The sequence below is a fragment of the Sphingomonas sp. AC449 genome (assembly GCF_979253475.1).
The window spans coordinates 192763-213722 of sequence record NZ_CEEDCZ010000006.1; the positions used below are offsets into that span (position 1 = coordinate 192763).

22 protein-coding genes are annotated in these 20960 nt (G+C 66.8%); 14 read left to right on the forward strand and 8 right to left on the reverse strand.

What is annotated here, in order from left to right:
* Positions 1-171: 171 nt before the first annotated feature.
* Genes AC0CH3_RS12210 through AC0CH3_RS12220 form a run of 3 tightly spaced genes read right to left on the reverse strand, consistent with a single transcriptional unit; the run spans position 172 to position 3946 of the window.
* Positions 172-2403, reverse strand: coding sequence for a xanthine dehydrogenase family protein molybdopterin-binding subunit (locus tag AC0CH3_RS12210; RefSeq protein ID WP_354303986.1), 2232 nt, complete (start codon positions 2401-2403; stop codon positions 172-174).
* 2 nt (positions 2404-2405) lie between these two features.
* Entirely contained in the window at positions 2406-3386 is a 981-nt protein-coding gene (locus AC0CH3_RS12215; RefSeq protein ID WP_107045283.1) for an FAD binding domain-containing protein, read from the reverse strand.
* The gene (locus AC0CH3_RS12220) at positions 3383-3946 is read right to left on the reverse strand and encodes a 2Fe-2S iron-sulfur cluster-binding protein (protein WP_081877755.1); all 564 of its coding nucleotides are present in this window, start codon (positions 3944-3946) and stop codon (positions 3383-3385) included. The genes AC0CH3_RS12215 and AC0CH3_RS12220 overlap by 4 nt, the downstream gene beginning before the upstream one ends.
* 129 nt (positions 3947-4075) lie before the next feature.
* Between AC0CH3_RS12220 and AC0CH3_RS12225 the strand changes: the two genes are divergently transcribed.
* Both AC0CH3_RS12225 and AC0CH3_RS12230 read left to right on the forward strand, forming a co-directional pair.
* Positions 4076-5077, forward strand: a complete 1002-nt coding sequence (locus tag AC0CH3_RS12225) for a glycerophosphodiester phosphodiesterase (protein ID WP_354303990.1) — start codon at positions 4076-4078, stop codon at positions 5075-5077.
* Positions 5078-5356, forward strand: a complete 279-nt coding sequence (locus tag AC0CH3_RS12230; RefSeq protein ID WP_056016705.1) for a hypothetical protein — start codon at positions 5078-5080, stop codon at positions 5354-5356.
* Positions 5357-5591: 235 nt separating this feature from the next.
* On the opposite strand, the gene AC0CH3_RS12235 is transcribed toward AC0CH3_RS12230, so the two are convergent.
* Positions 5592-6257: a TIGR02117 family protein gene (locus tag AC0CH3_RS12235; RefSeq protein WP_354303992.1), complete on the reverse strand. Its 666-nt coding sequence runs from the start codon at positions 6255-6257 to the stop codon at positions 5592-5594.
* Between the two features lie 22 nt (positions 6258-6279).
* Between AC0CH3_RS12235 and phhA the strand changes: the two genes are divergently transcribed.
* Positions 6280-7149, forward strand: a complete 870-nt coding sequence (gene phhA / locus AC0CH3_RS12240) for a phenylalanine 4-monooxygenase (protein ID WP_354303994.1) — start codon at positions 6280-6282, stop codon at positions 7147-7149.
* 143 nt (positions 7150-7292) lie between these two features.
* Here phhA and AC0CH3_RS12245 read toward each other — a convergent pair whose 3' ends face one another.
* From AC0CH3_RS12245 to AC0CH3_RS12260, 4 genes are all read right to left on the reverse strand, one after another.
* Entirely contained in the window at positions 7293-8243 is a 951-nt protein-coding gene (locus tag AC0CH3_RS12245; protein WP_354303996.1) for a 50S ribosomal protein L11 methyltransferase, read from the reverse strand.
* Positions 8233-8937, reverse strand: a complete 705-nt coding sequence (locus AC0CH3_RS12250; protein WP_354303998.1) for an SDR family NAD(P)-dependent oxidoreductase — start codon at positions 8935-8937, stop codon at positions 8233-8235. The genes AC0CH3_RS12245 and AC0CH3_RS12250 overlap by 11 nt, the downstream gene beginning before the upstream one ends.
* 56 nt (positions 8938-8993) lie before the next feature.
* Positions 8994-10274 carry a methyl-accepting chemotaxis protein gene (locus AC0CH3_RS12255; RefSeq protein ID WP_200916188.1) on the reverse strand — a complete coding sequence of 427 codons (1281 nt, stop codon included), beginning with the start codon at positions 10272-10274 and terminating at the stop codon, positions 8994-8996.
* A 216-nt stretch (positions 10275-10490) separates the two neighbouring features.
* The gene (locus tag AC0CH3_RS12260; RefSeq protein ID WP_056016689.1) at positions 10491-11849 is read right to left on the reverse strand and encodes a methyl-accepting chemotaxis protein; all 1359 of its coding nucleotides are present in this window, start codon (positions 11847-11849) and stop codon (positions 10491-10493) included.
* A gap of 288 nt (positions 11850-12137) precedes the next feature.
* Between AC0CH3_RS12260 and sdhC the strand changes: the two genes are divergently transcribed.
* The 11 genes from sdhC (at position 12138) to sucD (ending at position 20887) form a co-directional block, all read left to right on the forward strand.
* Positions 12138-12548, forward strand: coding sequence for a succinate dehydrogenase, cytochrome b556 subunit (sdhC, locus tag AC0CH3_RS12265; protein ID WP_056016686.1), 411 nt, complete (start codon positions 12138-12140; stop codon positions 12546-12548).
* Entirely contained in the window at positions 12548-12934 is a 387-nt protein-coding gene (sdhD, locus tag AC0CH3_RS12270; protein ID WP_056016683.1) for a succinate dehydrogenase, hydrophobic membrane anchor protein, read from the forward strand. The genes sdhC and sdhD overlap by 1 nt, the downstream gene beginning before the upstream one ends.
* Complete coding sequence (sdhA, locus tag AC0CH3_RS12275) at positions 12934-14736, forward strand: succinate dehydrogenase flavoprotein subunit (protein ID WP_354304001.1); 1803 nt, start codon at positions 12934-12936, stop codon at positions 14734-14736. Before sdhD ends, sdhA begins: the two co-directional genes overlap by 1 nt.
* The gene (locus tag AC0CH3_RS12280; protein WP_465237942.1) at positions 14736-15011 is read left to right on the forward strand and encodes a hypothetical protein; all 276 of its coding nucleotides are present in this window, start codon (positions 14736-14738) and stop codon (positions 15009-15011) included. Before sdhA ends, AC0CH3_RS12280 begins: the two co-directional genes overlap by 1 nt.
* A 49-nt stretch (positions 15012-15060) precedes the next feature.
* Positions 15061-15642 carry a ClpP family protease gene (locus tag AC0CH3_RS12285; protein ID WP_354304005.1) on the forward strand — a complete coding sequence of 194 codons (582 nt, stop codon included), beginning with the start codon at positions 15061-15063 and terminating at the stop codon, positions 15640-15642.
* A gap of 130 nt (positions 15643-15772) precedes the next feature.
* Positions 15773-16555, forward strand: a complete 783-nt coding sequence (locus tag AC0CH3_RS12290; RefSeq protein WP_465237943.1) for a succinate dehydrogenase iron-sulfur subunit — start codon at positions 15773-15775, stop codon at positions 16553-16555.
* 141 nt (positions 16556-16696) lie between these two features.
* On the forward strand, positions 16697-17152 hold the full coding sequence (locus AC0CH3_RS12295; RefSeq protein WP_465237944.1) for a PaaI family thioesterase: 456 nt from the start codon (positions 16697-16699) through the stop codon (positions 17150-17152).
* Positions 17153-17287: 135 nt separating this feature from the next.
* Positions 17288-18382, forward strand: coding sequence for a cell division protein ZapE (zapE, locus tag AC0CH3_RS12300; protein WP_354304009.1), 1095 nt, complete (start codon positions 17288-17290; stop codon positions 18380-18382).
* Positions 18383-18621: 239 nt separating this feature from the next.
* Positions 18622-19584: a malate dehydrogenase gene (mdh, locus tag AC0CH3_RS12305; protein WP_354304011.1), complete on the forward strand. Its 963-nt coding sequence runs from the start codon at positions 18622-18624 to the stop codon at positions 19582-19584.
* 67 nt (positions 19585-19651) lie between these two features.
* The gene (locus AC0CH3_RS12310) at positions 19652-19948 is read left to right on the forward strand and encodes a GIY-YIG nuclease family protein (RefSeq protein WP_354304013.1); all 297 of its coding nucleotides are present in this window, start codon (positions 19652-19654) and stop codon (positions 19946-19948) included.
* A gap of 54 nt (positions 19949-20002) precedes the next feature.
* The gene (gene sucD, locus AC0CH3_RS12315) at positions 20003-20887 is read left to right on the forward strand and encodes a succinate--CoA ligase subunit alpha (protein ID WP_354304015.1); all 885 of its coding nucleotides are present in this window, start codon (positions 20003-20005) and stop codon (positions 20885-20887) included.
* Positions 20888-20960: the final 73 nt, after the last annotated feature.

The following is a 20960-nucleotide window of genomic DNA, read 5'->3' on the forward strand; positions in this document are numbered from 1 at the left end:
AGGGGCGTTGCCGATCACCCAATACCACCCCGGCGAAGGCCGGGGCCCAATCGGGGGACGGCAATAACGACGCTCGTCACGTCGTTATCAAGGCCTTTCCAATTGGGCCCCGGCCTCCGCCGGGGAAGTATTATCCGATCGGAGTAGTCGCTACCTGACGACAGCCGGTCCTCAGACTGCGGGGAGCTGGTCCAGCAGCTTGTCGAGCGTGATCGGGAACTCGCGCACGCGGATCCCGGTGGCGTTATACACCGCGTTCGCCACCGCGGCGCCCGCGCCCGAAATCCCCAGCTCGCCGATCCCCTTCGCGTGGATCGGGTTCGCATGGATGTCGCGCTCGTCGACGAAGTGCACGTCCATCTGCGGCACGTCCGCATTGGCCGGCACGTGATATTCGCCGAGATCGTGGTTCACCAGCTTGCCGGTGCGCGTGTCGTGGATCAGGTCCTCGGTCAGCGCTGTGCCGATCCCGAAGGTCATGCCGCCGAGGCACTGCGACCGCGCGGTCTTCGCGTTGAGCACACGCCCCGCCGCGAACGACCCGAGCATCCGCCGCACGCGCGTCTCACCGGTGATGACGTTGACCGCGACCTCGGCGAAATGCGCACCGAAGCCTGCCTGCGACGTCTCCTTCTCCTGCTTGCCCGGCTTGATATGCCCGGTCGCCTCGAGGCCCTTGCCGACCAGCTCGCCGATCGGGGTCGAGCGGTTGTCGCCGATCGCGTTCCCGTCCTTGAGCGTCAGGCCGTCCTCGTCGACGCCCATCGCCTTGGCGATCTTGCCGCGCAGCATCTCGCAGGCGAGATAGACCGCGGTCCCCGACGAGGCCGCGCCCCAGGACCCGCCCGAACCTGCCGCGGGGGGATCATTGGTATCGCCCAGCGACATCGTGATGTTGGCGACCGGGATGCCCAGGATCTCCGACGCGATCTGCGCGAGGATCGTGTAGCTGCCCGTGCCGATATCGGTCATCGCCGAGGACACGGTTGCGGTGCCGTCGGGATGGATCTCGACCTTGGCGGACGATTCCATCATCATGTTGCCGCGGACGGCCGAGGCGACGCCCATGCCGATCAGCCACTCGCCCTCGCGGCGCGTGCCGGCCTTCTGGCGCTTGTCCCAGCCGAACCGGGCCGCACCCTCGTCGAGCGCGCGGGTCAGGTTGCGCGACGAATAGGGGACGTCCTTCTCCGGATCGATCCGCGGATCGTTGCGCTTGCGCAGCTCGATCGGGTCCATGTCGAGCTTTTCGGCGAGCTCGTCCATCGCGCCCTCGAGCGCGAGCATCCCGACAGCCTCGCCCGGCGCGCGCATCGAGCCCGACAGGACGAGGTTCACGTCGACCAGCTCATGCGTGATCAACCGGTTCTCACCGCCGTAGAGCAGGTGCGTGCCGATGCCGGCGGGCTCGAAATAATCCTCGGTCGACTGGTTCGACGCGAGCGTCTCGTGCCCGATCGCGGTCAGCTTGCCCTCGGCATTGGCCGCGAGCCGGACGCGCTGCTCGGTGTTCGAGCGACGCACGGTCGCCTCGAACACCTGCGGGCGCGACATGACCGCCTTGACCGGACGGCCGAGCTGCTTCGCGGCGATCGCCGCCGCGACGCTCTCGGGCGCGATGCCGAGCTTCGACCCGAACCCGCCGCCGATATAGCGCGCGACGATCCGGACCTTCTTCGCCGACAGGCCGAGCGACTTCGCCAGCTGCTGCGCGTCCGACGTCGGCATCTGATAGGCGCCGTACAGCGTCAGCGAGCCGTCCTCTTCCCACACCGCGGTCGAGGCATGCGGCTCCATCGCCGCCGAGTTCTGGCTCGGCGTGACATAGGTCGAATCGACCGTCACCGCCGCATCGGCCATCGCCGTGTCGACATCGCCCTGCTTGAAATGCGCAGGGGCGGCATCGTCGGGGGGCGTCCGCGTCTCGTCGCGGTGCGCGGCGAAGTCATACTGGCCCTCCGCCTCGTCATAGACGATCGGCAGGCGGGCCGCCGCATCGCGCGCGACCTCGAAGCTCTCGGCGAGCACGATCGCGACGATCTGGCCGAAGAACGCGATGTCCTTGACGCCCTGAGTCGGTGCATCGGTCGCGCCGCCCTGTGCGGACACGCGGATGAACTGGTCGAAATCGGTGACGACGTCGAGCACGCCGGGGATGCTCTTCACCGCGTCGACGTCGATCGACACGACCTTGCCCGCGGAGATCTTCGTGCCGACGAGTACGCCGTACGCCATGTCGTCGAACTGATATTCCGCCGCATAGGTCGCGGTGCCGCTGACCTTCAGCGGACCGTCGATGCGGTCGAGCGGCTTGCCGATGACGCCCTGGACGCCCGTATCCAGAAGACTGTCCGGATGCGGCTTGTCCATCGTCAGGCTGTTTGTGGTTCCAAAACCGAACATGTTTATGCTCCCGTTACGGTGCGCAGCGTCGCGATAAGCGTGCGACGCGCGAGGGGGATCTTGAAGTCGTTCGAGCCATAGCCCTTGGCATCGGCGAGCAATGCGGTCGCCGCGGCCTCGAAGGCCTCGTCCGACGGCGCCTTGCCGACCAAGGCGGCCTCGACCGCCGGATTGCGCCACGGCATCGGCCCGAGCCCGCCGAACGCGAGCGAGGCGGACGCGATCACGCCGTCCTGTACGTCGACCACGGCCGCGACCGAGACGAGCGCAAAGGCGTAGGACGCACGGTCACGCACCTTGCGATAGGCCTGCTTGCCCTTGGGCGGCGCGGGCAGCTCGATATGCGTGATCAGCTCACCCGTCTCGAGCACGGTCTCGATCTCGGGCGTCGACCCCGGCAGGCGGTAGAATTCGTGGACCGAGATGCGCCGGCGATCGCCGTCCGCCTTCAAGGTCACGATCGTCGCGTCGAGCGCGCGCATCGCGACCGCCATGTCGCTCGGATGCGTCGCGATGCACTGCTCGCTGGTGCCGAGCACCGCGAGGATGCGGTTGAAGCCGCCGATCGCCGAACAGCCGCTGCCGGGCTCGCGCTTGTTGCACGCGGCGGCGGTGTCGTAGAAATAATAGCAGCGCGTCCGCTGGAGCATGTTGCCCCCGGTCGACGCCTTGTTGCGCAGCTGGCCCGATGCGCCCGCGAGCAGGGCGCGGCTCAGCACCTCATACTTCGCGACGACGCGGCGGTCGGCGGCGAGGTCGCTGTTCGGCACGAGCGCACCGATCGTCAGCCCGCCGTCCTCGCGCTCCTCGATCTTCGCGAGATCGAGGCGGCTGATGTCGACGAGCGTGTCGGGCGTCTCGACCTGCAGCTTCATCAAGTCGAGCAGGTTGGTCCCGCCCGCGATGAAGCGGGCACCGGTCGTGCCGGCGTCCTTGACCGCGGCCTCGGGGGTCGCGGGTTTTTCATAGGTGAAGGTCTTCATGCTACCAGCTCCCCGCGCGCGTCGGCGTCCATCGCGGCGTCCTTCTCATCCGCGGACCGGCCCTTGGGCGCGGTGTCGCCGACTTCGCGGATCGCATCGACGATGTTCGGATAGGCGGCGCAACGGCACAGATTGCCGCTCATCCGCTCCGAAATCTCGGCATCGTCGAACTTGGGATCGGTCAGGTCGCCCGACGCATGGCTGGCCCAGCCCTTCTTGACCTCGTCGAGCATGCCGACCGCCGAGCAGATCTGGCCCGGCGTGCAATAGCCGCACTGATAGCCGTCATGCCGGACGAACGCGTCCTGCAGCGCGTGGAGGTTGCCCGGTTGGCCGAGACCCTCGATCGTCGTGATCTCGTCATCCTGGTGCATGACCGCGAGCGTCAGGCAGGAATTGACGCGGCGGCCGTTGATCAGGACGGTGCACGCGCCGCACTGGCCGTGGTCGCAGCCCTTTTTCGAGCCGGTGAGGCCGAGATGCTCGCGGCACAGGTCGAGCACCGAGGTGCGAATATCGGGCTCGGCGTCATATGATTGACCATTGATCGTGAAATGCATGGGGTCGCCCCTTCTGGATCCGGGAAATATGAGGACTGAACGCCGATGCGCCGAATGGTTTCCTATTGCGATTGGCTCTCACGGATCGCGGCGCTGGTGCTTGGCATCGCGGGCGGGCAATCTGTTGCGATGACACCGAAAAACCCAGATCCTGCGCCCATCGTGATCGCCCATCGCGGCGCGAGCGGGCTGCGTCCCGAGCATACGCTGGCGGCCTATGACCTCGCGATCGAGCAGGGCGCCGATTTCATCGAGCCCGACCTCGTCCCGACGAAGGACGATGTGCTCGTCGCGCGGCACGAGAACGCGATCGCCGACACCACCAACGTCGCCGATCATCCCGAATTCGCCGGCCGCAAGACCAGCAAGACGATCGACGGGCAGACGATCACCGGCTGGTTCGTCGAGGACTTCACGCTCGCCGAGCTGAAGACGTTGCGCGCGAAGGAGCGGCTGCCCAAGCTGCGCCCCGCCAACACCGCCTATGACGGCCGGTTCGAGATCCCGACGCTCGCCGAGATCATCGCGCTCGCCAAGCGGCGCTCGGCCGAGACGGGGCGGACGATCGGCATCTATCCCGAGACCAAGCACCCGACCTATTTCGCCGGCATTGGCCATCCGACCGACGTCAAGCTGGTCGCCGAACTGCGCGAGGCGGGGTGGGATTATGCCACCGCGCCGGTCTTCATCCAGTCGTTCGAGGTGAAGAACCTCCAGCGGCTCCACACGATCACGAAAATCCGGCTGATCCAGCTGATCGACGGCGAGGGCGGCCCCGCCGATGGCGCGCAGCCGAGCTATGCGGCGATGATCACGCCCGTGGGGCTGAAGGCGGTCGCGGCCTATGCGTATGGCATCGGCCCGAACAAGGCGATGTTGTGGGCGCGCGCCACGCCGTCGCCGCTCGTCGCGAACGCGCATGCGGCGGGGCTGCGCGTCCACCCCTGGACCTATCGTGCGGAAAACATGTTCGAACCCGACCGCTTTCGCCGCGGCGCCGACCCCGCCGCGCATGGCGACATCGCCGCGGAGATCGACGCCGGGCTGGCACAAGGTATCGACGGATTCTTCACCGATTTTCCGCTATACGGTGCGCAGGCGCGCGACCGGCTGCGCGCAGGAGTGAAGTAGATGCGTAAGGTTCTTCCCGTTCTGGCGATCCTGCCCCTGATGACGGGGGGCTGCATCAGCACCGCGACGTCGATCGTGAAGGCGCCGTTCCAGGTCGCGGGCAAGGCGGTCGACTGGACGACGACCAGCCAAGAGGAATCAGACCGAAACTATGGCCGCAAGATGCGCAAGCAGGAGGCCGAGGAGGGCAAGCAGCGCAAGGAGCTCGCCAAACGCTGCAAGAAGGACCCGCGGCGCGGCGAATGCGGCCAGTACCAAGGCTACCGCGCAGGCTATTGACGCGGCCGCACGCTCGTCTGTCGTCATCCTGACGAAAGTCAGGACCCAGAGCCCCATGCACCGCCCCCGCGACCCTGGATCCTGGGTCAAGCCCAGGATGACGGGGGAGGGGCAGGCGGTCCGCACACCCGCGCAGTGCCGATGGCCCGCACCATCGCGGCGAAGGCGCAGGGGGTAAGAGGGCAGTCTGCGCCGCCATTCCTGTGCTCCTGCCTTCCACCGCGAACACGCGCTGTCAGAACCACCACATCACCGTCGCCGGAAACGGCGTCCACCACCCGACCCGCACTCCGGCGAACCGCAGCGCGTCCCCCGTCCATGCGTTGCACGTCGCCACCGCGCTGTAATGCCCGCGCGCGTCGTAGAACGCATCATAGGCGTCATACCCCGGATAGGACCGCCCCCCCAGCCGGATCGTCGCCGCGATGAACCCCGCAAGCCGCCGATACTCAGCCTCGCTGAGCATTACCGCGCGCACATCGCCGCCGGGCGTCGGCGCGGCGAGATGCTCGACGTGGAGCAGGACGTCGTCGCTGCCGACCGCCGAGCCGACGATCGTCCGCAGCTTGACGTCCGCCCAGGTCGGCGTCTCGAGAAAGAAGGCCTTCTCCCCCCAGCCGATCGCGAGGTGATCCTGCGCGGCATAACGCGGGTCGCGCAGGTCGCCGGGGCGGGCGAAGGCGCGCCAGTCGATCCCGGCGGCAACCTTCGGCACGATGATCCCGGTGTGCACGCCGTTGCTCTCGACGAAGATCCGCACGCCGCGCGGGGGCGCGTGCCAGCCGCGATTGGCCGGGATCATCCCGCCGGCCAGCCCTGTCCCGATATAGATCATCACCAGTGCCAGCAGCACCGCACCGACGCGGACACTCCAGCGCGCGGCCCGCGTTTCCGTCTTCATTCCATCATGCTAGACGATGCGCATGCTAGAAGAAACGCACGTGCTGAGCACGCCGCCGGAAGGCGCTCCCGACTGGACCATCCCGCAGAACTGGGATGCCTATACGGCCGAGGACCATGCGACGTGGGACACGCTGTTCGCGCGCCAGTCGAAACTGCTCCCCGGTCGGGCGTCGAACGCGTGGCTACGCGGGCTCGACGTGCTCAAGCTGTCGAAGCCCGGCATTCCCGATTTCGAGGAACTGTCCGAACGGCTGATGAAGCTCACCGGCTGGTCGGTCGTCGCGGTCCCCGGGCTCGTCCCCGACGACGTGTTCTTCGATCACATGGCCAATCGCCGCTTCGTCGCGGGCAATTTCATCCGCCGTCCCGACCAGCTCGACTATCTCCAGGAGCCCGACGTCTTCCACGACGTGTTCGGCCACGTACCGATGCTCGCCGACCCGGTCTTCGCGGACTATCTGGCGGCCTATGGTCGCGGCGGACAGCGTGCGCTGGGGCTCGATGCGCTTAAATATCTCGGCCGGCTCTACTGGTATACGGTCGAGTTCGGGCTGATCGCGGAGCCCGAGGGGCTGCGCATCTACGGCTCGGGGATCGTCTCGAGCTTTGCCGAAACGCGGTTCGCGCTCGACGATCCCAGCCCCAACCGCATCGCGCTCGACCTCGCGCGCGTCATGCGCACCGAATACCGGATCGACGATTTCCAGCAGAACTACTTCGTCATCCCGAGCTTCGACGAACTGCTCCGGCTGACCGTCGAGACCGATTTCGCGCCGCTGTACGAAGAACTGAAGGCGCTGCCCGACATCCCCGTCGCGCAGATCGAACCTGGCGACGTCGTGCTGACGAAGGGCACGCAGGATTATGCAAAGGCCAAGGCTGCGGCCTGAGCCCACCCGCTAACCCCATACCCACCCCGGCGAAGGCCGGGGCCCAATTGGCATAGCGGTGCGGCTCCACGCCAGAGGTTCACCCAATTGGGCCCCGGCCTCCGCCGGGGTGGAGTTGGATACGAGGCACTGCCCGGAACGGATCAGATATCGAGCGCCCAGCCGTCGCGCCCCTTGGGGTCGAACGGTCCGTCCGCGACGAACCGCGTCGCCCCCGCGCGCAACCGGAGCACGCTCCAGTCGCCGCGCCGGTCGACCGCCGCCAGCGTACATCCGCACGCTTCGTACGCCGCGACCACGCCCGCGCGCTGAGTCTCGAGCAGACCCGCGAGCACGATCGTCGCGCCCACAGCAGAAATCGACGCGATCTCGGGCGCCATCGACACCAGAGGCCCCGCCAGAATGTTCGCGATCACCAGGTCATAGGGCGCGCGCGCGACGATCGCGTCGTCGAGCGTCCCGTCGGCCACCACCAGATCGATCCCCGCCACGCCGTTCAGCGCAGCATTCTCGCGCGTCACCTCGATCGAGACCGGATCGATGTCCGTCCCCATCACTGCGGCATCGGGCCACAGATGCGCAGCGGCGAACGCGAGCAGGCCCGTGCCCGTCCCGATATCGATGACGTTGGCAAACGTTTCGCCGTCCAGCCCGTCGAGCATCGCGAGGCAGCCGCTGGTCGTCTCGTGATGACCCGTCCCGAACGCGCGGCTCGCCTCGATCAGGAACGCGCGCTTGTCCGCGGGCACCGCGTCGGCATGCGCGCCCGTGTGGACGAAGAACCGCCCGACCGAGAGCGGCTCGAGCCCCGCCTGGCTCATCGTCACCCAGTCCGCATCGCCGAGCCGCTCGACCGCGATTCCGGCCCCCGCCGCGCTCGGCACCAGCGCGCGCACCGCGGCGACCGTGTCGGCATCCGGCTCGACCTCAAAATACGCATCGAGCCGCCACGATTCGACGTCGTCCTCGATCTCCTCGGTGGTCATCAGCACCGCACCGCGGGGGATCGCATCCCCGAGGTCGTCGCTCGCGTCGATCGCCTCGGCCTCCGCGCGCGTGCAGGGGAGGGTGAGCTTCCAGCTGTCAGCGGACATAGCTCGCTCCGTTCACGTCGATCACCGCGCCCGTCATCGATGCGGGCGCCTCGAGCGCGCAATAGCGCGCGACCGAGGCGACTTCCGCCGGATCCGCGACCTTGCCGAGCGGAATGTCGGCGAGCAGCGCATCGCCGCCGCGGCTCGACAGATAGTCCTCCGCCATCCCGGTCATCGTGAACCCGGGGCAGATCGCAAAGGCGAGGATCCCCTCGCGCGCATAGCCTCGGGCAATGGTCTTGGTCATCGCGACCATCCCCGCCTTCGACGCGGCATAATGCCAGTGCGCGGGCGAATCGCCGCGATAGGCGGCGCGGCTGGCGATGTTGACGATGCGGCCCGCAACCCCGCGCGCCTGCCAGTGCAGCACCGCGAGCCGGCACAGCTCGGCGGACGCGGTCAGGTTGATCCGCATCGTCCGCTCCCACTGGTGCGTCCAGTCCGCGTCCTCGAGCGGGCTCGCCTCGAACACGCCCGCATTGTTGATCAGCACGTCGATCGTGCCACCCGCCTGTTCGAGCGCGGCGTTCCACAAAGCGGTCGGCCCGGCGGGGTCGGCGAAGTCGGCAGGAAGCCCGTGCGCGCTGCGCCCGTTGGTGCTCTTGTGCCCGATGACGGTGGTGCCCGCGTCGGTCAGCGCCTGGTGGATGGCCGCGCCGATGCCCCGGCTCGACCCTGTGAGTAAGATGGTCATGCGCGCGGCCATAGCGCGGGCGGTGGCGTCGCGTCACCTCCCGCGGTCGCCGCGGATCAGGCGACGCTCGTCGAAAATCCGTCCGCGGCGGCGCGCAGGACGCTCAGCTTGTCGTCGACCTCGCCGAATTCCTGCCCGAGCAGCGTGATCTCGGCGGCGACCGCCTGCGTGTCGCGGCGGATCGAATCGATCGTCGCCGACATCGAATCCGCGGCGAGCGCGGTCTCGTCGACCGCCGCGGTGATCGCCGAGACGATCCCCGCCTGCGTCTGCATCGCGCTGCGGATGCGGTAGGCGCTGTCCTGCACCTCGCCGACGGTCAGCTTGATCCCCGCGGTGGTCGCGACCGTGCCGCGCGTCGCCGACTGGATCGCGGCGATCTTGGTGGCGATGTCGTCGGTCGCGCGCGCGGTCTGGTTGGCGAGGCTCTTGACCTCTTGCGCGACGACCGCGAACCCGCGCCCGGCATCGCCCGCGCGCGCCGCCTCGATCGTCGCATTGAGCGCGAGCAGGTTGGTCTGGCCCGCGATCGACCGGATCAACCCCAGGATCGATTCGATCGCCTCGGCATGGTCGCTCAGCGCCTCGGACATGCCGACCGCGTCGCTCGCCTGCGCGGAGGCGCGGCTCGCGATGTCCGCGGCACCCTCGACTTCGGTGCGCGCATCCTCGATCGCGCGGATCAGCCCGGCGGCGGTCTGCGCCGCCTGCCGCATCGCCACCGCCGACTGCTCCGCGGCGGCGGCGACCTCGTTCGCCTTGTGCAGCACGCCGTGGGTCGACGCGGAGGCGTCGGTCGCCTGCACGCGGATCCGCGCGCCCAGCAAGGCGGTATCCTCGATCGACGCCGCGATCCGCTCGCGGAACGCCGCCGCGTGCAACCGGCGTTCGGCGCGCGCCGCCGCCGCGTCGCTGGTGCCCAGATACGACGCCATGATGTCCGCCTCGATCAGCGCGAGCCGCTGCACGACGTCGCCGAGTGACCGCATCGACGCGAGATCGCCATCGACGCGTTCGGCGATCAGCCCGAGCGTCACGCTGTGCGCGAACGCCAGCGACGACAGCAGCGCGGGCAGGGGGATGCCCGACTTGCGCGATCCCACCGCGTGGTCGATCGCCATCGTCTTCCACGCCTCGTCATAGGGCGAGAGGTATTTCAGCCGGACATATTCCGCGCTCGAGACGATGCTGCGCTCGAGCCGCGCCGGGGTGAACCGCGCCACGACGTGACGCGCGGCATCGAGCGACAGATAATGCCGCCAGAACGTCTCCGCGATCCGGCGCCTGTCGTCGGCATCGAGCAGTGCGGTCAGCACCGCACAACCCGGCTCGACCATGCCGTCCCAGTCATAATCGCGCACGCGTTCGCGCAGCGGACGATGATCGCCGCTCCAGTCGCGCACGTCGTGAGCGTCCTCGGCTCCGGTCCCGGCTTCAACCCCTGTCCCGGCTTCAACCCCTGTCCCGGCTTCAACCCCTGTCCCGGCTCCAAGCCCTGTCGGGGCCGGCGGCACGCGCTCTGTATCGGCGATCATGCTCTCTCCTGCGGTCGGTTATGCGGCGACCTTGGTCACGAAGACGCCGGCGCTCGTCTTCAGATTGCTCAGCCGGGTGTCGAGTACGTCGAAGCCGCGACCGACGCTGTCGATCTCGCTCGCGACCGTTTCGGTATCCTCGCGGATCGCGGCGATCGTCGTCGACATCGAATCGGCCGCCAGCGCGGTCTCGTCGACCGCGGCGGTGATCGCGGTCACCGTCTGCGCCTGTGCCTCCATCGCATAGCGGATGCGGTCGGCGCTTTCCTGGACCTCGGTGACGGTCGCCTTGATGCTTGCATTCGTCTCGACCGTGCCGCGCGTCGCGGACTGGATCGCGGCGATCTTCGCGGCGATGTCGTCGGTCGCGCGCGCGGTCTGGTTGGCGAGGCTCTTGACCTCCTGCGCGACGACCGCGAACCCGCGCCCGGCATCGCCCGCCCGCGCCGCCTCGATCGTCGCGTTGAGTGCAAGCAGGTTGGTCTGCCCGGCAATGTCGCGGATCAGCCCGAGGATCGACTCGATCGACTTGGCATGCTCGCTCAGCGCCTCGGACATGCCGACCGCCTGGCCGGCCTGGTGCGACGCGCGGTTCGCGATCTCGGCGGCCGCCTCGACCTCGGTACGCGCATCCTCGATCGCGCGGATCAGCCCGGCGGCGGTCTGCGCGGCCTCGCGCATCGCGACCGCGGACTGTTCGGCGGCGGCGGCGACCTCGCTCGCCTTGCCCAGCACCGCGCGCGTCGACGCCGAACTGCGCACCGCCTGCTCGCGCAGCAGATGCCCCTCGTCGGTCGCGGTCTCGACCATCGAGGCGATTCCGTCGCGGAATTCGACCGCGAGCGTGTCACGCGCGCCCTGCGCCGAATGCGCGCGGTACTTGGTATAGATCGCGACCGTGATCTCGCCCTCCAGCGCCGACAACCGCATCAGCGTATCGATATACACTGGCAATCGCGTGTCGTCTCGCGCCACGCTGCGCATCAGCACGTCGAGCGCGGCGCGGTCGCTCGCGCTGATCATCGACAACAGCGCCATCGGCGAGACGTTGGCGGTATAGGCGGCGGCGACCGATCGCTCGACCGACTCGACCCATGTCCGGCCGCTCGTGTCGAGGAAGCGGTTGCGCAGGAAGGTGCAGCCGACCGCGATCATCGCCTCGGCCTTGTCCGGCGCCCAGATCCGCTCGTTGCTGAAACAGCGCTGCCACTGCTCCCAGTATGCGCGTGAGATCGCGACGGAATCGGGCTCGAGCACGGCCCAGAGCTCGCGGCTCGCGCTCGTCAACGCGCCGTCGAAATCGAACACCCGCAGCCGGGCCGAGAGATCGACGTTGGCCGCGATCGTGCCGATGCTCGGTAGGTCGGTGGTATTCAAGGCGGGATCTCCGGATCGCGAATTCCTGACCAGCGCTAGTGCCGATTCCTTAAGGGCAGGTTAGGGATGGACCGTTGCGGGACTGCGACAGGCCGATGACAAGCGCGCACCAGCGTCGCGCAGGACAGCGAGGCTCCAGGAACGCCCCGAACCGCCGCGAATCGGGTGTCATGGGTTATCAACCGCGGCGGCGGTGGGTTGCATCGCAGCACACGGCGTCTAATAGACCGGCAAACCGTTTGTTTATCGCCCTTCGTGTCTCGCCCTTCGCTATCGAGGACCTTGCCCTTGGCATCGCGCAATCCAGCCCGCCCGCTCTCTCCCCATCTGCAGGTCTATAAATGGGGCCCGCATATGCTGGTCTCGATCCTGCACCGCGCGACCGGCAGCGGGATGGCTACCGTGGGCAGCCTGCTGCTCGTCTGGTGGCTGATCGCGATCGCCACGGGCGAGCAGGCCTATGCGACCTTCGTCGACGTGTTCACCACCGATGCGGGCCGGCTGAACATCCTCGGCTATGTGATCGGCATCGGGCTGACCTGGTCGCTGTTCCAGCACATGGCGACGGGCATCCGCCACCTCGTGATGGACACCGGCGCAGGGTTCGAGCTGCGCCGCAACCGGCTTGGCGCGCGCGCGACGATCGTCGTCAGCACGCTGCTCACGGTCGCGTTCTGGCTCTATATGGGGATCAAGTAATGGGTTCGGGTACGCCAGTCGGCCGCGTCCGCGGTCTGGGCAGCGCCAAGCACGGCACGCAGCATTGGTGGCAGCAGCGGCTGACCGCCGGCGCCAACATCTTCCTGATGGCGTGGCTGATGGTCGCGGTCGCGCGGATGCCGAGCTATGATTACGCCTCGGTGCATCTGTGGCTGCAATCGGGCTGGGCGGCGATCCCGATGGCGCTGCTGATCCTGTCGGTCTTCTATCATTTCCGTCTCGGTCTTCAGGTCGTGATCGAGGATTACATGCACGGCGAGAGCCGCGTCGTGGCGATGATCCTGCTCAACCTGTTCACCTTCACGCTGGGCGGCGTCGCCCTGTTCGCGATCCTGAAGGTCGCCTTCTCCGGAGCTCCCGCGTAATGTCAGCTGCCTACAAGATCATCGATCATACCTATGATGCGGTCGTCGTCGGGGCCGGCGGCTCGGGCCTGCGCGCCACGATGGGCATCGCCGAGAGCGGCCTGAAGACCGCGTGCATCACCAAGGTCTTCCCGACCCGGTCGCACACCGTCGCCGCCCAGGGCGGCATCGCCGCGTCGCTCGGCAACAACTCGCCGGATCACTGGACCTGGCACATGTTCGATACCGTCAAGGGCTCCGACTGGCTCGGCGACCAGGACGCGATCGAGTATCTGTGCCGCGAGGCGCCGCAGGCGGTGTACGAGCTGGAACATGCCGGCATGCCGTTCAGCCGTAACGAGAACGGCACGATCTATCAGCGCCCGTTCGGCGGTCACATGCAGAACATGGGCGAGGGGCCCCCGGTCCAGCGCACCGCTGCCGCCGCCGATCGCACCGGCCACGCGATGCTTCACGCGCTCTACCAGCAGAGCCTCAAGTACAACACGGACTTCTTCGTCGAGTATTTCGCGCTCGACCTGATCATGGAAAACGGCGTCTGCCGCGGCGTGATCGCGCTGTGCATGGAAGACGGCTCGATCCACCGCTTCCGCAGCCACCAAACCGTGCTCGCCACCGGCGGCTATGGCCGCGTCTATTTCTCGGCGACCTCGGCGCACACTTGCACCGGCGACGGCAACGCGATGGTGCTCCGCGCCGGCCTGCCGCTGCAGGACATGGAGTTCGTCCAGTTCCACCCGACCGGCATCTACGGCGCGGGCGTGCTCATCACCGAGGGCGCACGCGGTGAGGGCGGTTACCTGACCAACTCCGAGGGCGAGCGCTTCATGGAGCGTTATGCTCCGTCGGCGAAGGACCTCGCCTCGCGCGACGTCGTCAGCCGCTCGATGGCGCTCGAAATGCGCGAAGGCCGCGGCGTCGGCAAGAATGGCGACCACATCTTCCTGCACCTCGATCACATCGATCCCAAGGTGCTCGCCGAGCGCCTCCCGGGCATCACCGAGACCGGCAAGGTCTTTGCGGGCGTCGATCTCACGCGCCAGCCTCTGCCGGTCACGCCGACCGTCCATTACAACATGGGCGGCATCCCGACGAACTTCCACGGCGAGGTCGTCAACCTTGTCGATGGCAACCCCGACGCGGTCGTCCCCGGCCTGTTCGCGGTCGGCGAGGCGGCCTGCGTCTCGGTCCACGGCGCCAACCGTCTCGGCTCGAACAGCCTGATCGATCTCGTGGTGTTCGGCCGCGCGACCGGCCTGCGGATCAAGGACACGCTGAAGCCCGGCACCGCGCACGCGCCGCTGCCCAAGGGGTCGGAAGATCTCGCGCTCACGCGTCTCGACCATTTCCGCAACGCGAGCGGCGGCTCGCCCACCGCGCAGATCCGTCTCGACATGCAGCAGACCATGCAGAAGCATTGCGCCGTGTTCCGCGACACCGAACTGCTCAACCAGGGCGTCGAGAAGATGGCCGGGATCTACAACCGGATGACCGACGTCGCGGTGAAGGATCGCAGCATGATCTGGAACACCGATCTGGTCGAGACGATGGAGCTCGACAATCTGATCGGCCAGGCGGTCGTGACGATGAACTCGGCGGCCAACCGCACCGAGTCACGCGGCGCGCACATGCACGAGGATTTCCCCGAGCGTGACGATGCCAACTGGATGAAGCACACCATCACCACCTTCGACGGCTGGGGCGGCAAGGGCGGCGAGACCAAGATCGATTTCCGCCCGGTGCACGACTACACGCTCACCGACGACGTCGACTATATCAAGCCCAAGAAGCGGGTATATTGATGATCTGGGCCATCATCGCGATCGGGTTCCTCGTGCCCGTCGCGGTGGGGCTCCTGACGCGGTTTCCGCCGATGATCGCCGGCTTTCTCTGGCCGGCGCTCGTCGCGATCCTGACCGCGGTCTATATCTACGGCATCGAAACGCGCGCGCCCGACGAAGACCCGCGAAAGATCGCGATCACTTTCTTCGCGCTCTTCTCGCTCGCCGGCGGCGTCCCCGGCGGTCTCGTCGGCTGGATCCTGCAGCGCAAGCGCACGAACCGGCACCTGAGCTAAACCAAGACTTCGCGCGGAACCGCCGCGTTCCCGGTCGGTTACGCCGCGCATGACCGACACATCCCCCGCATCGAACGCGCGCAACTATCCGTTGCTCGCCATCCCCCATATCCAGCTGCATGGCCCCGTCGACGGCGACATGTACACGAGCCTTAAGTCGCAGCTCGTGGCCGCGCCGACCGAGGGGCCGCTCGTCGTCTCGATCACGACGCTTGGCGGCGACCCCGAAATGGCGCGCGCGATGGGTGACACGATCCGCCTGCTCCGCGACTATACCGGCCGCGAGACGCTGTTCCTCGGCAAGGTCGCGGTCTATTCCGCGGGCGCGACGTTCATGTCGGCGTTTCCCGTCGACAGCCGCTTCCTGACGCGCGGCAGCCGCATCATGATCCATGAGCGGCAGATGACGAGCACGATCCAGCTCAACGGACCGCTCAACACGCTGCGCTACACGCTCGAGGCGAAGCTCCACGAGATCGAGGATTCGATCAACATCCAGGAGGAGGGCTTCCGCGATCTCGTCAAGGGATCGAAGGTCGCGCTCGACGATCTGAAGGCCAAGGCGCCGTCCAACTGGTATATCGAGGCGGAGGAAGCGCGCGACCTCGGTCTGGTGCTCGACATCATCTGAGATTGTCCGGCGGAAGGCGCGCGCGGGGGTAACGGATGTTGCACCCGCGAAGCTAAGCGTTTGCGAGCCGGGCCGCGGTCATGTATCGGCTCTGCAAACCTCTCTTATTTCCTGGAACGGACCGCTCGCAATGGCCGAATTCGCCCTCCCGAAGAACAGTGTCGTCAAGAAGGGCGTCGCACACGCCGCGACCAGCCAGGGGAAGCGGCTGAAGTCGTTCAAGGTGTATCGCTACGATCCCGACAGCGGCGAGAACCCGCGCTACGACACGTTCGCGCTCGATCTCGACGAGACCGGCCCGATGGTGCTCGACGCGCTGATCAAGATGAAGAGCGAGCAGGACAGCTCGCTTACCTTCCGTCGTTCGTGCCGCGAGGGGATCTGCGGCTCGTGCTCGATGAACATCAACGGCAAGAACGGCCTGGCCTGCACGACCGCGATCGAGGATTGCAAGGGCGAGGTCCAGATCACCCCGCTGCCGCACATGGACGTGATCAAGGACCTCGTCCCCGACTTCACGCATTTCTACGCGCAATATTCGTCGATCAAGCCGTGGCTGCAGACCGTCACGCCGCCACCTTCGGGCAAGGAGCGGCTCCAGTCGCCCGCGGACCGCACGAAGCTCGACGGCCTGTACGAGTGCATCCTGTGCGCGTGCTGCTCGACCTCGTGCCCGAGCTACTGGTGGAACAGCGACAAGTTCCTGGGGCCGGCGATCCTGTTGCAGGCCTATCGCTGGCTCGCCGACAACCGCGACGAGATGACCGGCGAGCGGCTCGACGAGCTCGAGGATCCGTTCCGCCTCTATCGCTGCCACACGATCATGAACTGCGCGAACGCTTGTCCGAAGGGTCTGAACCCCGCCAAGGCGATCGCCGAGATCAAGAAGATGGAAGCCGAACGGATCGTCTGATCCGGGAGGGGGGGGGCGGAGCTCCCCCACTCCGTTCGTCCCGAGTAGCCATCGAGCGTGTCGAGATGGCGTATCGAAGGACATGTACCTCGATACGAGCCCTCGACTTCGCTCGGTCTCTACTCGGCACGAGCGAAAATCATGACTGAAAAACCCCATTTCGTCGAAGCCGAAGATCCCGCGAACCCCGGCTGGCGCAGCTGGTCGCTCTCCGACCCCACGCGTTTCAACACATTGCTCGGCCCCATGCTCTACCGCGTCGACGGCCCTATCGTCCGCGTCCGCATTACCCCCGAGCATCGCCACTCGAACCTCCAGAACAACGTCCATGGCGGCGCACTGCTCGGCTTTATCGACGTCGCGCTGTTCGCGGCCGCGCGCGGCTTCGGCCTGATCACCGCCGGCACCGCGGTGACGCTCGATCTCAACACGCAGTTCATCGGCGGCGGCCGCATCGGCGAACCCATCGAGGCGCAGGTCGAGGTGCTGAAGGAAACCGGCCGCCTCTTGTTCCTGCGGGGCCTCGTGGTGCAAGGCGACGACGACGCGAAAATCGCAGCCTTCTCGGCCACGATCCGCAAGCCGACCAGGGGCTGATACCGCCCGCACCCACCACCCCGGCGAAGGCCGGGGCCCAATTGGGACACGATCATTGTTCAAGCGTAGCGTTCCGTCGTCGAAACCTCTCCACCTGGGCCCCGGCCTCCGCCGGGGTGGTAAAGGGGTGGCGGCATGACCGTTCTCGCCGCCTATGACGCCCTCGTCGCCTCGGGCGAACTCCGCCCCGACCCCGAACAGGCCGCCGCCGCCGCGCGCCTGAACGCGCTGGCCACCGAGCTCGCCACCCCCAAGTCCACCGGCTTCTTCGCGCGCCTCACCGGCAAGAAGGCCGACCCGCGCGGCGTCTACCTCTGGGGCGGGGTCGGCCGCGGCAAGTCGATGCTGATGGACCTGTTCTTCGCCGAGGTCGCGGTCGACCGGAAGCGCCGCGTCCATTTCGGCGAGTTCATGCTCGAGGTTCACGCGCGCATCGCCGCCGAGCGTCGCAAGGAGGTCGGCGACCCGATCGTCCCCGTCGCCACCGCGATCGCCGACGAAACCCGCCTGCTCGCGTTCGACGAGATGATGGTCACCAACAGCCCCGACGCGATGATCCTGTCGCGGCTCGTCACCTCGCTGCTCGATTCCGGCGTAACGATCGTCACGACCTCGAACCGCCCGCCCGCCGATCTCTACAAGAACGGCCTCAACCGCGAGCATTTCCTGCCCTTCATCGCGACGATCGAACAGCGGCTCGACGTCCTCCCGCTCAACGGCCCCGTCGATTACCGCCGCGACCGGCTCGGCAGCCAGGACACCTGGCTCGTCCCCAACGGCCCCGAGGCGACCGCGCAGCTCTCCGCCGCGTTCTTCCGCCTCACCGACTTCTCGCCCGACGACAGCGAGCATGTCCCGTCCGAGGAGCTGATCGTCCAGGGCCGCGCCCTGCGCGTCCCCAAGTCGCTGAAAGGCGTCGCGGTGTTCAGCTTCAAAAAGCTGTGCGGCGAGGCACGCGGCGTCGCCGACTATCTCGCCATTGCGCGGAAATTCCACACGATCATCCTCGTCGGCATCCCCAAGCTTGGCCCCGAGAACCGTAACGAGGCCGCGCGGTTCGTCGGGCTGATCGACGCGCTCTACGAACACAAGGTCAAGCTGCTCGCCGCGGCCGACGCGCAGCCGGGCGACCTCTATGAAAGCGGCGACGGCCGGTTTGAGTTCGACCGCACGATCAGCCGGTTGGAAGAGATGCGGTCCGAGGAGTATCTCGCTGAGGGGCATATCTGACACACCGCTCGGTCGTTCTGACACCCTCCCGTCATCCTGACGAAAGTCAGGATCCAGAGCCGCAGTCGGCACCGATTGTTACCCTGGATCCTGACTTTCGTCAGAATGACAATGTTATTGCACATGCGAACTATTCGCAATAGAACCTCCACTTTTCCGCTTTAACGGTTGCCGCGCGGCCATAATGCGCGTAACCGGCGTCACCAATCACCCCGCACATCAGACGGAGACGGATTGGAATGGCTCGCAAGAAGATCGCGCTGATCGGCGCCGGTAATATCGGCGGCACGCTCGCGCACCTCGCAGCACTCAAGAATTTGGGCGATATCGTCCTCTTCGACGTCGCCGAGGGCATCCCCCAAGGCAAGGCGCTCGACCTGTCGCAGTGCGGTCCGGTCGAAGGCTTCGACTCGACGATCACCGGCTCGAACGACTATGCCGACATCGCAGGCGCGGACGTCATCATCGTCACCGCCGGTGTCGCACGCAAGCCCGGCATGAGCCGCGACGACCTGCTCGGCATCAACCTGAAGGTCATGAAGGCCGTCGGCGAGGGCATCAAGGCCAACGCGCCCGGCGCATTCGTGATCTGCATCACCAACCCGCTTGACGCGATGGTGTGGGCGCTGCGCGAATTCTCGGGTCTGCCGCACCACATGGTCGTCGGCATGGCCGGCGTGCTCGATTCGTCGCGCTTCAGCCATTTCCTCGCCGACGAGTTCAAGGTCTCGGTCAAGGACGTCACCAGCTTCGTGCTCGGCGGCCACGGCGACACGATGGTCCCGGTCATCTCCTACTCGACCGTCTCGGGCATCCCGGTTCCCGATCTCATCGCGATGGGCATGTCGAGCCAGGAGAAGATCGACGCGATCGTCAAGCGCACGCGCGGCGGCGGCGGTGAGATCGTCGCGCTGCTCAAGACCGGCTCGGCCTATTACGCGCCCGCCACCAGCGGCATCGCGATGGCGGAGGCGTATCTGTACGACCAGAAGCGCGTCTTGCCGGCTGCGGCCTATGTCTCGGGAGAGTATGGCCTCGACGACCTGTATGTCGGCGTGCCGGTGATGATCGGTGCCGGCGGCGTCGAGAAGATCGTCGAGATCAAGCTCGACGACGAAGCCAAGGGCAACCTCCAGGTCTCGGTCGACGCGGTCAAGGAGCTGATCGTCGCCTGCAAGGGTATCGACGGTAGCCTGAACTGAGGAGATGAACTGAGGTAAGCAATACCACCCCGGCGCAGGCCGGGGCCCAATTGGGAAGGCCCCCGTGATGGAAGACCAAGCATGCGTCTACATCATGGCCAGCGGGTTTAACGGTACGCTCTATCTCGGTTCGACGGTGAACCTGGCAAAGCGCGTGTGGGAACACCGCAACGGCGTCGTCGCAGGGTTCACGAAGAAGTACGACTGCAAGCTACTCGTCTGGTACGAATTGCTCGGCAGTTGGGAAGCCGCCCGGCAGCGCGAGCTGCACATGAAGGAGTGGAAGCGGGACTGGAATTTGCGAGAGATCAATGGTTTCAATCCCGGCTGGGACGACCTTTACGATCGCATCGCACAACCATGACCGCTTTCCCAATTGGGCCCCGGCCTTCGCCGGGGTGGTAAGGAACGAGACAAGATGAGCATCCTCGTCGACAAGAACACCAAGGTCATCACGCAGGGCATGACCGGCGAAACCGGCAGCTTCCACACCAAGATGGCGCTGGAATACGGCACGCAGATGGTTGGCGGCGTCACCCCCGGCAAGGGCGGCACGACGCACCTCGACCTCCCCGTCTACAACACCGTTGCCGAAGCCAAGGCGATGACCGGCGCGACCGCGTCGGTGATCTACGTGCCGCCCCCCTTCGCCGCCGACTCGATCCTCGAGGCGATCGACGCGAACATCGAGCTGATCGTTGCGATCACCGAGGGCATTCCGGTGCTCGACATGGTCAAGGTCAAGCGCGCGCTGTCGGGTTCCAAGTCGCGCCTGATCGGCCCGAACTGCCCCGGCGTGCTGACCCCCGGCGAGTGCAAGATCGGCATCATGCCCGGTTCGATCTTCAAGAAGGGCTCGGTCGGCGTTGTCAGCCGTTCAGGCACGCTCACCTATGAGGCGGTCTTCCAGACCTCGAACGCAGGCCTTGGTCAGACGACCGCGGTCGGCATCGGTGGCGATCCGGTCAACGGCACGAACTTCATCGACGTGCTCGAGCTGTTCCTCGCCGACGACGAGACCAAGTCGATCATCATGATCGGCGAAATCGGCGGCGACGCCGAGGAGCAGGCCGCGCAGTTCCTGATCGACGAGGCCAAGCGTGGCCGCAAGAAGCCGATGGCCGGCTTCATCGCGGGCCGCACCGCGCCTCCGGGTCGTCGCATGGGCCATGCCGGTGCGATCGTCTCGGGCGGCAAGGGCGATGCCGAGAGCAAGATCGCGGCGATGGAAGCTGCCGGGATCAAGGTCTCGGAAAGCCCCAGCCTGCTCGGCGAGACGCTGCTGAGCGTGCTGAAGGGTTAAGTTACTACCCTTCTCCCCCCGGGGAGAGGGAAGGAGCCGCTTCTTAGCGGCGGAAGGGTGAGGGCACGTAATT